This window comes from Microcoleus sp. C2D2 (assembly GCF_036702495.1).
In the GTDB taxonomy this organism is placed as follows: Bacteria; Cyanobacteriota; Cyanobacteriia; order Cyanobacteriales; family Microcoleaceae; genus Microcoleus.
The window spans coordinates 1-11529 of record NZ_JAUBTO010000198.1 but is presented as its reverse complement, the minus strand read 5'-3'; the positions used below and the strand labels follow the sequence as shown (position 1 = coordinate 11529).

At 46.6% G+C, this 11529-nt stretch carries 10 protein-coding genes; 4 read left to right on the top strand and 6 right to left on the bottom strand.

The window, feature by feature from the left end; all coding sequences use genetic code 11:
* Positions 1-74 precede the first annotated feature (74 nt).
* The 4 genes from QUB61_RS34670 to QUB61_RS34655 form a co-directional block, all read right to left on the bottom strand.
* Entirely contained in the window at positions 75-497 is a 423-nt protein-coding gene (locus QUB61_RS34670) for a hypothetical protein (protein ID WP_333135338.1), read from the bottom strand.
* Positions 498-699: 202 nt separating this feature from the next.
* Positions 700-924, bottom strand: coding sequence for a hypothetical protein (locus QUB61_RS34665; protein WP_333135336.1), 225 nt, complete (start codon positions 922-924; stop codon positions 700-702).
* A 55-nt stretch (positions 925-979) separates the two neighbouring features.
* On the bottom strand, positions 980-2638 hold the full coding sequence (locus QUB61_RS34660) for a CTP synthase (protein WP_333135334.1): 1659 nt from the start codon (positions 2636-2638) through the stop codon (positions 980-982).
* Between the two features lie 102 nt (positions 2639-2740).
* Entirely contained in the window at positions 2741-3712 is a 972-nt protein-coding gene (locus QUB61_RS34655) for an Rpn family recombination-promoting nuclease/putative transposase (protein ID WP_333135332.1), read from the bottom strand.
* A 528-nt stretch (positions 3713-4240) separates the two neighbouring features.
* On the opposite strand from QUB61_RS34655, the gene QUB61_RS34650 reads away from it, so the two are divergent.
* The 3 genes from QUB61_RS34650 (at position 4241) to cutA (ending at position 8747) form a co-directional block, all read left to right on the top strand.
* The gene (locus QUB61_RS34650; RefSeq protein WP_333135330.1) at positions 4241-6820 is read left to right on the top strand and encodes a VIT domain-containing protein; all 2580 of its coding nucleotides are present in this window, start codon (positions 4241-4243) and stop codon (positions 6818-6820) included.
* A 253-nt stretch (positions 6821-7073) separates the two neighbouring features.
* On the top strand, positions 7074-7964 hold the full coding sequence (locus tag QUB61_RS34645; protein WP_333135327.1) for a pentapeptide repeat-containing protein: 891 nt from the start codon (positions 7074-7076) through the stop codon (positions 7962-7964).
* Between the two features lie 462 nt (positions 7965-8426).
* On the top strand, positions 8427-8747 hold the full coding sequence (cutA, locus tag QUB61_RS34640) for a divalent-cation tolerance protein CutA (protein WP_333135325.1): 321 nt from the start codon (positions 8427-8429) through the stop codon (positions 8745-8747).
* A 68-nt stretch (positions 8748-8815) separates the two neighbouring features.
* On the opposite strand, the gene QUB61_RS34635 is transcribed toward cutA, so the two are convergent.
* Both QUB61_RS34635 and QUB61_RS34630 read right to left on the bottom strand, forming a co-directional pair.
* Positions 8816-9355, bottom strand: a complete 540-nt coding sequence (locus QUB61_RS34635) for a DUF2231 domain-containing protein (protein WP_333135324.1) — start codon at positions 9353-9355, stop codon at positions 8816-8818.
* A 51-nt stretch (positions 9356-9406) separates the two neighbouring features.
* Positions 9407-9685, bottom strand: a complete 279-nt coding sequence (locus QUB61_RS34630; RefSeq protein ID WP_333135322.1) for a hypothetical protein — start codon at positions 9683-9685, stop codon at positions 9407-9409.
* Positions 9686-9896: 211 nt separating this feature from the next.
* On the opposite strand from QUB61_RS34630, the gene QUB61_RS34625 reads away from it, so the two are divergent.
* Positions 9897-11069: an FAD-binding oxidoreductase gene (locus tag QUB61_RS34625; protein WP_333135320.1), complete on the top strand. Its 1173-nt coding sequence runs from the start codon at positions 9897-9899 to the stop codon at positions 11067-11069.
* Positions 11070-11529 lie beyond the last annotated feature (460 nt).

The window sequence follows — 11529 nt, the reverse complement described above, 5'->3', positions numbered from 1 at the left end:
TAATGACTAATGACTAATGACTAATGACTAATGACTAATGACTAATGACTAATGACTAATGACTAATGACTTCTTCATTCCAAAGATTGTCCAGTCGTATTTTTAATGTATTCCTGAATTTCTTGATAAGTTTCCGGGTTGCGTTGGCGGAGGATAATAATATTAGTTGCGCTGTCAGGCAGGAAAAAGCTTAGCCGGCCGTTCCCTTCGCAAGCAAAAGAGCTAATTCGACTCATATCGATCGCAAATTCTTTGCGGTCATAATTAATTTTAATCCACCAGCCTCTAGAATTGCGATCGATGGTTTTTTTGATGTAATCGAGAACTTGGTTGTAAGCGTCATAATTGCCTTGGGGATTGAGGATAATCGGCTGACTGCTATTAGGCAGCCAAAAGGTGAGACGCTTGTTATCGAGTTCGCTAGAAAAAGCACTAATCGTGTCAAGGTCAATTATATATGTACTTTTCTCATAAGTAAATTTGCTCCAATAAGCCACAAAGCCTCCTCAAACCTGTGTTTCCTGGTATTTTAGGATAGTTTGACAACTTATAGCATTTTAGATTTGAGATTGGAGATTTGAGATTGGGCATGACTGATGACTATCGGGGTTTGGAACTTGCCTAAAGTTGCATTTTTTTTTGAAAGTGCTATCACCCTTGAAATCCAAGCTAAAAAGTTGAGTAAAAAAATCAGCATTTTTACCTTCTGCCTTCTGCCTTCTGCCTTCTGCCTTTTGCCTTCTCCCCTCGGGTACTAGCCCCCCCAGCCCTAGCATAGGGCTGGGGGGTGAGGTTTTTCACTCGTTGAGAATGATGCCCGATATCTAGTCCGGTAAGTGCGGCCCGAATCAAATCCGATTGTTGGGTCGGGCGGGTGAGAGTACGCTCTATTGTCTGCCCGATTTGAATATTGTGTACTCTCACCCGCCCCTACAGACATCTAATATATCAGAACTAATCGATCGCACATAATATTAGATCAGTTTCCTGCAAGTTTCCCGGCCACCAAGTCGCGACCCTCAGCTTCTAAAAAATCCTGCTTTCCCTGGATGCTCGCCGCCTGGATAAACCCCTGAAACAAGGGGTGGGGGGCGCTAGGCCGAGATTGGAATTCGGGGTGAAATTGACTGGCTATGAAAAAGGGATGGTTGGGCAATTCGATCATTTCTACCAATCGGCCGTCGGGAGATGTCCCGGAGACTGCATAACCTGATTCTAAGAATAGATTGCGGTAGGCGTTGTTAAATTCGTACCGGTGGCGGTGCCGCTCGTAAATCACTTCTTTCTGATAAAGTTTGAAAGCGAGGGTGTCTGGGTTGACACGGCACGGATACAAACCCAGTCGCATTGTACCGCCCAAATCGACTACATCTTGCTGTTCTGGCAATAAATTAATTACCGGATTTGTGGTATCTGGGTCAAATTCAGCGCTGTTAGCATCCTCTAGTTGGGCGGTGTGGCGCGCCCATTCAATCACAGCACACTGCATCCCCAAACACAATCCCAAAAAGGGTATTTTATGGTGTTTGGCATATTCTATCGCCGCTATTTTGCCGTCAACTCCCCGAATCCCAAAACCCCCGGGTACAAGAATGCCGTTGATATTTTTGAGATACTTTTCCAGGCTTCCCGATTCTAAATCTTCTGAGTTAATCCAGTGCAAATTGAGGTCGCCGCCGATCGAGATTGCTGCGTGCCGCAAAGCTTCGACCACCGAAAGATAAGCATCGTTCAACCGCACGTATTTGCCCACCAAAGCAATATCAATCTTGTGGTTGGGACTGTAAAGCCGCTTGACTAAGGTTTGCCACTGAGCCAAATCGGGTTGCCGCTGTTCGAGTTGCAGCAAATTGATGCTTTGTTCCGCTAAACCTTCCTGTTCCATCATCAGCGGCACTTCGTAGATACTTTTAGCATCTTGAGCGGTGATGACACATTCTTCGGGTACGTTGCAGAATTCCGACAATTTTTGTTTCATGCCAAAAGACAGCGGGCGATCGCACCGACAGACTAAAATATCTGGTTGAATGCCGATCGACCGCAATTCCTTCACCGAATGCTGAGTCGGTTTAGTTTTCATCTCCCCAGCCGCAGGAATCCAAGGTATCAGCGTCACGTGCATATACACAACATTTTGCCGCCCGACATCCTTGCGAAACTGGCGAATTGCCTCCAAAAACGGCAAAGATTCAATATCTCCCACCGTTCCGCCGATTTCCGTAATCACCACATCGGGATTAGTATTTTTTGCTACTCGGTGAATTCGCTCTTTAATCTCGTTAGTGATGTGCGGAATCACCTGCACCGTGCTCCCCTGATACTCGCCGCGGCGTTCTTTGTTGATCACCGCTTGATAAATGGAACCCGTAGTGACGCTGTTGAGGCGAGACATGGAAGTATCGGTAAAACGCTCGTAGTGCCCCAAATCCAGGTCAGTTTCGGCACCGTCTTGCGTCACGAAGACTTCTCCGTGCTGAAACGGGCTGAGAGTGCCGGGGTCAACGTTAATATAGGGGTCTAGCTTCAAAATCGAGACCGAATAATCCCGCGACTTCAATAAGCGACCCAAGGAAGCAGCGACAATTCCCTTGCCGATACTGGAAACCACGCCGCCGGTCACAAACACAAATTTGCTCATAGGATTTTCGACTTTAGATGCTTCAATGTCAGGTCAGACTCAAATGTGACATAGGTAATCCAGAAGGGCAACCACGGGGGATTGCCCCTACACCCCTTTGACCTATCCTTGACGATTGTTATGTGCTTGCAACCAAGTTGTCAAATCTGACACACTGGCAAAGTCTAATAGTGCCTCTCCTAGATTCTCTAATTGCTGAGCGGATAACTGAGCGATGCGAGTTTGAATCTCCGGCGACAATGGGCCGACACGGCGCTCCAACTGACGAACAATTAATGTCACATTTCCTTGTTTGATGCCTTGTTCGATGCCTTGTTCGATGCCTTGTTCGATGCCTTGTCTGATTCCTTGTTCTATCCCGATTCTGGTAGCTTTGGTAATTGCACCGCGCTGGTCTTGAATAAAAATTTCTCGCCTTTCTAAATCTTCCAATTCATCCGGTTCGAGATTTGCTTCATTGGCAATTGTAAAAGCTTTGCGGAGTTCCGGTACATTTCCCAACTCTTCCGGCACAGACCTTAACGTCCGAGCGGTTTTCATGAAATATATCCACTTATCAGTCAGAGTCTCTAATTCTGCTAAAGTCTTGTCAAATTTGGGCAACTCAACAAATACAAATTCTAATTCATCCGCCAAATACTCGACTAAGTTGTTTTTTTCTTTGATACAAAACCGCGAAATTACTGTTTCCAGATGCTCAAACATTTGGAAATCTGTAATCGTCAAGGCAATCACGGGATTTAAGAGGTTGTAGTTTTCTCCGCTTTTCAATTGCACTGAGTAAGCTTTGGTAGCATTGTATAATATCCGTTTTTCAAATGATTCTACATTCAACACCTGCATTTCAATAATCACAGTTTTGCTGCCACTAATTTTAGCTTTGACATCCAAGTAAGTATCTTTGACTCCTTTGATTTTGGGAGCTAAATAAGGGTCAATAATTTCTAAATCTTCGATGACGGGCTGTGCTTCGTAGAGGATGGCATTCAAGAAACTAATCAAAATGTCTTTGCTGTCAGCAGAGCCGAAGATTTTTTTAAAGGCAAAGTCGGTTTTGGGGTTAATAAAATTCATGGCTTTTTCAATTTATTAGAGGTTGAGAGGTTGAGGTTAGAGTTATTTAATTATTTAACTATCATACAATCTTCTAGGTTGGGTTCGCGGACGATCGCCCCAACCGACCTCACCCCAATACGGATGCAAGCCGACAGCAATCGCCCCGAGCAATCATGGCTTAGACAAAAGTTCCAGCCCCCCATCTCAAATCTCAAATCTCAAATCTCAAATCTCAAATCTCAAATCTCAAATCGACAGTTCCAGCCCCCCACGAGCCCGCAACGGCGAGTCAATCTCAAATCTCAAATCTCAAATCTCAAATCGACTGAGCCCGCAACGCCGAGTCAATCTAAAATCTAAAATCTAAAATCTAAAATCGACTGATCCGGCAACGGCGAGTCAGTCTAAAATCTAAAATCTAAAATCTAAAATCTAAAATCTACCCTGGGCGCTCAGTCATTTTTCGCAAAAAGCTAACTCAGGAACGTTTCGCCAACGGTAAGGTCATGGTAGAGAAAGCACCTCAAGTCTGCTAAAAAAACAGCTATGAAGTTTGTCTGCGTTCTATCCCCCCAACGGTTGCTTTCTGCTGGTATCGCATTGCTCGCTGCGATCGAGTGTGGCGCGTGGCTCGCTCCAAATGCGGCGCGGGCAAAAGCTCCTGGGGAAAATTATTCGTCTCTGTCGCCAAAAATCCTCGCTAGTAACGATGTTAAGTGCAATGGGGCGCGATCGCCAGAAAATCGGTGTCCAGTCGGCGGTTTGTTCGTCAAAACTCAAAATACGGCCCGAGAACAAGTCTTTCCTCTCAAGCAGACTGAAGTTAAAGCCAAAATAGCTGGCAATATCTCCCGCGTCGAAGTTGTTCAGAAGTTTGAAAATCCTTTTCCCGAATCTTTAGAAGCTGTTTATGTATTTCCTCTGCCCGACGAAGCGGCGGTGGATGATATGGAAATTAAAATAGGCTCACGCACTATTAAAGCTGATATCAAACTCCGCGAGGAAGCTTTGGAAATTTACGAACAAGCCAGACAGCAAGGCCGAACTGCGGGTTTGTTGGAACAAGAACGCGACAATATTTTTACTCAGTCTCTGGCGAATATCAAACCGGGAGAAAAAATTGAAGTTACGATTCGGTATACCGAAAGTCTCAAGTTTGCCGGTGGCGATTACGAATTTGTGTTTCCCATGGTGGTTGGGCCGCGCTATATTTCGGGAAATCTGACCCCCCCCAATTCAACGGGGGGCGATAGTTCTGAGTCGAGGGAGACCGTCGAGGGCAACAACACTCTATTCCCCCCCTTAGCAAGGGAGGGGCAGGGGGGGGTTAATACCGATGCCGATCGCATTAACCCGCCTGTTTTGCCTCCGGGAACGATCTCTGGTCACAATATCGCTGTGAAGGTAGAAATAGATGCCGGAGTGGCGATCGGCGATGTCCGCTCTACTTCCCATCAAATTACAACTGACCGCAGCGGCAATATTGTGCGAGTCCAATTAGCTAACTCTGACACAATTCCCAATAAAGATTTAATTCTGCGCTATCGAGTGGCGGGCGAAAATACTCGGGCAACTGTTTTGACTCAATCCGACCAGCGGGGCGGTCATTTTGCTACTTATCTGATTCCGGCATTAAATTACAAAACTAATGAAATTGTACCTAAAGATGTCGTGTTTCTGATGGATACTTCCGGTTCTCAGCAGGGCGAACCGCTGGCAAAATCTCAGGAGTTGATGCGCCGCTTCATTCAAGGGCTCAATCCCAACGATACTTTTACTATTATTGATTTTGCCAACACTGCCAAAGCGCTTTCAACAACTCCTTTAGCGAATACAGCAGAAAATCGACAAAGGGCAATTAATTATATCGATAAGTTGCAGGCTAACGGTGGTACTGAACTGCTTAACGGCATTCAAGCAGTGATGAATTTTCCGGCAGCGGCAAGGGGAAGGCTGCGGAGTACGGTACTAATTACTGACGGTTACATTGGTAATGAAAATGAAGTGCTGGCGCTGGTTCAGCAGAGTCTGAAACCGGGAAATCGACTTTATAGTTTTGGTGTCGGCAGTTCGGTGAATCGGTTTTTGCTCAACCGTTTGGCGGAAGTGGGAAGAGGCACGTCTCAAGTAATTCGTCAAGATGAACCGTCGGCATCTGCGGTAGAAAAGTTTTTTCGTCAAATTAATAGTCCGGTAGTGACTAATATTCAAATTAGTTGGGAAGGAATGGGGGAAAAACCGGAGATTTATCCGATCGCACCCCCAGACTTGTTTGCGAGTGGGCCGCTAGTTTTGTTTGGCAAAAAGACCGATCGAGCCCCCGGCCAACTTCGCATCCGCGGCACTCTTGCCGGCGGCACAGCTTACGAGCAGATTTTACCTGTCAATTTTGCTCAATCCGGCGTCCGGCAGCGGGAATCAACTTCAGTCTCCGCAACCGCTACGGATTTTGGCAATCCGGCGGTAGCTCAACTTTGGGGTCGATCGCGCATTAAAGATTTAATGAACCAAATGTTTGGTGGCGAGACTAAATCTCTGGTGGAAGCTGTGACTAATACTGCTCTGACTTATCGCTTGCTGTCGGAATACACGGCTTTTGTGGCTGTGAGCGAAGAAGTGCGAGTCGAACCAGATGGATCTCGTCGTCGCGTGCAAGTGCCTGTAGAATTGCCGCAGGGTGTCAGCTATGAAGGTATTTTCCCCTCGACTAGGATGGAGGGAACTAGGGGCGGCTCTCACAGCCTTACCTCGACTCGCGGCCCGGCACCGGTGACTCCAGCTCCTGCTAGGGTGCGGCAGCAAGGAAACAGCCAATTGCAACCCCAGAAGCCTTTGGCTTCTCGCTTGCAAGTAGTTAGCGCCGAAGGGTTGGATGCCGGGGCGATCGCCGCTTTGAGTCAATACCTGCAATCAGTTAATCTCCCGACAGGGGTTAGTGGGGAGACGGTGTGGGAGTTGTCGGTACAAGACGGCCGCGTTGCCTTTGTGGCGATCGACACTCAAACCTCGACGCTGCAAGCAACAGACGCCGTAGAGACTCTCCACAGGGCCTTGAGTTCCTGGCAACCTCCCGCAGGATTCAAGGGCACGCTGCGTCTGAAGTTGCGAATTACTGTCGATCGTTAAGGAATGACTATCTATGTCAAAAAACATTAACTTTTAATTCAAAAATACCGAAAGGGCGATCGCTACCTCGAGGAAGATATAAAATCTTTATTAAGAGAGTGCCTTTAAACAGAAAGTGATGTTAATGGGATTTCTACCGTTTGAGGCAAACGCTGAAACAGTCTAATTTCTAAAACAGTCTAATTTCTGAAAAAACCTTAATAGTAAAGATTTCTCGATCGAAACCCCCCAATCAGAAAAGGTATCACGCCCTATGGAAGTTAGCGAACTGCTCAAAAATTACGAAAAAGGAGAAAGAGACTTTGCTGGAGCCGACCTCAGCGGGGCCAACCTCAGCGGAGCAATCTTAATCGGAGTGAACCTTTCGCGAGCTAATCTTTCCGGGGCGAACCTCAGCAGGGCGTTTCTCACCAAAGCAACACTCAAAGGCGCACAGATGCAAAGAACAAATCTGAGTTTTGCCAAAATGGGCGAAGCCAAACTCCCCGGCGCAGATTTGACAAAAGCTAATTTGAGCGGGGCTTTTTTGGTAAAAGCAAAATTGCCGAGAGTAAAGTTAAGCGGCGCAACTTTAACCGGCGCCAACCTGCGCGGTGCTGTGTTGTGGAATGCCAATTTGTGCAGCGCCGACTTGCAATTAGTTAACTTGCTGGGCGCGAATCTGACGGGAGCTAATTTTAAGTGGGCAAACCTTTACGGTGCAAAGCTCAATAGTGCAAAACTTTTTGGAGCTCAATTAACCGGAGTCAGTCTGCGGCGAGCGCAGTTGGCAGGGGTGAATCTCTGCGGTGCAGATTTGAGCGGCGTCAATGTCAGCGAAGCTAAACTAATGGGAGCGAATTTGGAAGGCTCGAATTTGGCGGGGGCGAATTTCAGCGCGGCTCAGTTGCGGGAGGTGAAGTTAGCGGGAGCAAACTTAACCGGGGCTAAGTTGAGGGGAAGTTGTTTGAGAGGGGCAAATCTGAATTGGGCCAAGCTGTGTCAAGCTGATTTGATGTCAGCAGATTTGAGCGAGGCGACGTTAATAGGAGCTAATTTAGATAATGCTTTGTTGGCGGGAGCTATTTTGCCGGAATCTACTAGGCGCTACTTTTCCTTAGCTCGGCCGGGCCAAGTCAATTCTTGGGAAGTTAAGGAGATTTAAAATGGGTAATGGGAATGGAGAATAGGAAATTTTTGGCGATTAAATCTGGTAACTACGGAATTATAGGCGAGTGCCAGCGTCCCGCTCGCACTGGTTTAAAATCAATGGACGCACTCGCGCACAAAGAAACCGGGTTTTTTTACCGAGATTTAGGGTTTAAACTTACATCTTGCACATTTCTCAAGAACAGGCAAGATGCCTGTGAAGCGAAGAGTGAATTTTCTTGTGGGGTGGGCAGGAGAGCCCGCCCATAAAAGGCTTATTGAGAATGGTGCAATATCTCAGTTTAAACCAAGTATTTTGCTAAAAAAACCCGGTTTCTCGGCATCGGTGCGTAAGTCCTAGAATTATTAAAAGTGGCAGATATCCGCGCCGGACTTAGCCTGGGCCGTTTCCCTACAAGTGACTAAGCTCAAGATTTTCTGTTAAAATCAATTCTTTAATCTCAAATCTAAAATCGTTATGACTGTTAATTTTGGGGTGGTGCTGGTAACTGCGCCATCGGAGGCGGAGGCGGAGAATCTCGCTAAATCTCTAGTTGAACACAAGCTGGCTGCTTGTGTGAGTTTGTCGCCAATTCGCTCTATTTATACTTGGCAAGGCGAGATTCAGGCCGAGTCAGAGTGGCAGTTGGTGATTAAAACTGATTTGGCTAAATTTGAGGCTTTAAAAACAAAAGTTCAGGAACTCCATTCCTATGAAGTTCCCGAAATTATTGCTATTCCTATTATCGTTGGCAGCCATGCTTATCTGAATTGGCTGGGACAATCTTTAAGTTTGTAGTCAAGACTTTAGTCCTAAATTATCCACGCTCAGAGGGGCCCAAGTCCCTACTACAAATGGTCAGAAACCTACGAATTATGACTGGTAGGGCCGATGACGCCGATTTTGTGGCGAAAACTTAGTTCGCCGCCGAACCAGCCTGTAATGCCCAGCAAGGTTGCCACGACGACCGAAATTGCTAAACCTGTATATACGATCGGCTCAGCCGGATTTCCTTGTCGCAACACCAGGTTAATCAGGGAAAGTACCAAAGCCGCCACATTGCCGCCCATGTGCAACCAACCGGCACTGCGATCGCGCACTCTTTTAATTTTGAAAAAATCTAAAAAGCCCGTGATTCCCGCCAAAATCCCCGCACCAAAACCGGCACCTATCAGCCAAACCGAAGCTCTCGCCCAAAAAGGATCGCTTGTCAGCCAATAACCGATATCCGTGCCGGCGGCTCCTACTAAAAAGGCTACCGGAAACACGATCAGCACTGGGTGGAGGGGATGACCGGCAACTGAAACTGTACTCGTAATGCCAGCATCGCGATACTCTGTGTCGTCACTTTCGAGAATCGGCGGAATATTGGGATAGGGCGTACTATTTCTTTGATTTGTTTCCATGATTTCTACCGATAACTTTTGTACAACAAAGCCGTTTTTATTGGATTGAACTTAATCCCAAACCCGCTCGCCATTTTCGTCAACCCGGGCCTGCCGAATTACGTCAGAAATTTTGTCGGCGTCTTTGACGTGGTGCAGGGCTTCCTTTTCCCCATCCGCTTTTTCTACCATCACATAAGTTGGAACTGTAACAACATCTCCCGTGATGTCTGGCACGTGGTCTACCGCCAGTTGCTGGGCTTTTTCTTCGAGGGTTTGCGGTTCGTCGGAAATGCGATCGCCCGGATTGACAGTGCGCTCCATATCTTTGCCTGGTTTGTCGATACTCATAAAAACCTCTCTGGTATTTCTAATTTTTTGCTGACTCTAATTCCTACTATTGAACGAAAAATCTCCCTGCACAAACATCTCCCGAGGGGTGGAAGTTTCAGTTATGCCGATCGCAGGCAGCCTCTTCCTGTAGGTAGAGGCTTTTTGTCTGGTTCCGAAAAAACCTAAGGTAAAATATAAGCATGATATTTTCCTTCCCTTTGAGTTGCCCATGAAAAGTTACGATTGGATTGTTGTCGGCGGCGGCATTACGGGTGCGTCACTGGGTTACGAACTGGCAAAAAAAGGTTTTGCTGTGCTGCTTTTGGAACGAGATGCTACCATGCAAAATGCTACTCGTTTTAGTTACGGCGGCTTGGCTTATTGGTCTGGGACGACTGATTTAACTCGTCTATTGTGTCGGGAAGGTATCGAACGCCACCGCAATTTATCGGCGGAATTAGATGCTGATACTGAGTTTCGCGAGTTGGATTTGTTACTAACAATTGATGCGGGTTCCGATGTCGAAAAAGCGGCAGCTAATTATGCGCATTTTGCGATTGCTCCGCAGCTTTTGAGTGTTGCAGAAGCTGGCGAGTTGGAACCTTTGCTGAATAAAAGTGCGATCGCCGGATCTCTGACTGTGCGTCACGGTCACATTTCGCCGACTTCCACAAATAAAGCTTATTGTCAAGGGTTTTTGCGGTTGGGAGGAACGATAGAATTTGCTGAAGTAATTGGGTTTATAGAAGAGGGAAATCGGATTTCGGGAGTCAAGACGGCCCAGGGAATTTATCGTGGTGAAAATGCGGTTGTTTGTGCTGGAGGTTGGAGTCGGAGTTTGCTGAAGCTGGCTGGTATTTCTGTGGGAGTTTATTTTACTCGCGCGGAAATTCTGGAAACAGCACCTGTGGATTTGAAACTCAGGACTTTGGTGATGCCTGCGCTATTAAAACGTTTTGAATTGGAAGCTGAATCGAGTAGAATTGAGGTGGATTTTCTTTGGGATGAACCGGGTAAAGAGTTGCTGTCGCCGATTTTAGATTCGGGTGCAATTCAATTTAATGATGGGAGTTTGCGGATCGGGCAATTGTCTCGCACTTTGAGCGATTTGAATGCTAAGGTCGATCGCGAAACCAGCGAAAGGGCAATTCGTGCAGGAATCGGCAAGGTTTTGCCTGCTTTGGCAGGTTTACCTGCAACTTGGCACGATTGTATTGTGGCCTTTAGCGCTGATAAGTTGCCCGTAGTGGGGCCCATTGGCTCTCGCCCTGGATTGTACGTTTTTTCTAGTCTCAGCAATCCTTTGGCTATTGTACCTGCTGTGGCTGAGCGATTTGCAAATTGGGCGACGGGAGAAAAAGATTGGGCGATCGAGCTTTTGTCTCCCGATCGATTTTGCTGACACTCACTAATTTTAACTGTTAGTGGGGAGGGCTGGTTTATTTATATTGTTAGTTGGAATTTATAGATTGTTGGTGAAACCAGCTCCTACGGATTCGCCCCTACCATAATACATCTAAACTATCAAGATTTGTAGGGGCTGGTTACCCGAATTTCAATCATCAAATTGCCGAACTCAAAAACCCGCCCCCTCCGATCGCAGATACCCAAAAACCAGTCTCCTAGTCAGGGTTAGTAGGTTGGGTGGGGGCGGGTTTCTCAATATTTTGGATGTGATATCGATTCCGGTGGCACCGTCCGCATTGTTGACTGATGACTAATGACTAATGACTGATGACTAATGACTAATGACTAATGACTGATGACTAATGACTAATGACTAATGACTGAAAAATAAATAACTTGATGAATTACTAAGTTTGAGGTACGGCTCTATAGTTCCATTTTGGCAAGTATTCATC

What these genes read in the sequence shown, in the direction of transcription:
- QUB61_RS34630 (WP_333135322.1), bottom strand. Translation starts at nt 9,685, where the DNA reads ATGAGTATCGACAAACCAGGCAAAGATATGGAGCGCACTGTCAATCCG.
- cutA (WP_333135325.1), top strand. Translation starts at nt 8,427, where the DNA reads ATGACTGTTAATTTTGGGGTGGTGCTGGTAACTGCGCCATCGGAGGCG.
- QUB61_RS34655 (WP_333135332.1), bottom strand. Translation starts at nt 3,712, where the DNA reads ATGAATTTTATTAACCCCAAAACCGACTTTGCCTTTAAAAAAATCTTC.
- QUB61_RS34660 (WP_333135334.1), bottom strand. Translation starts at nt 2,638, where the DNA reads ATGAGCAAATTTGTGTTTGTGACCGGCGGCGTGGTTTCCAGTATCGGC.
- QUB61_RS34645 (WP_333135327.1), top strand. Translation starts at nt 7,074, where the DNA reads ATGGAAGTTAGCGAACTGCTCAAAAATTACGAAAAAGGAGAAAGAGAC.
- QUB61_RS34650 (WP_333135330.1), top strand. Translation starts at nt 4,241, where the DNA reads ATGAAGTTTGTCTGCGTTCTATCCCCCCAACGGTTGCTTTCTGCTGGT.
- QUB61_RS34625 (WP_333135320.1), top strand. Translation starts at nt 9,897, where the DNA reads ATGAAAAGTTACGATTGGATTGTTGTCGGCGGCGGCATTACGGGTGCG.
- QUB61_RS34635 (WP_333135324.1), bottom strand. Translation starts at nt 9,355, where the DNA reads ATGGAAACAAATCAAAGAAATAGTACGCCCTATCCCAATATTCCGCCG.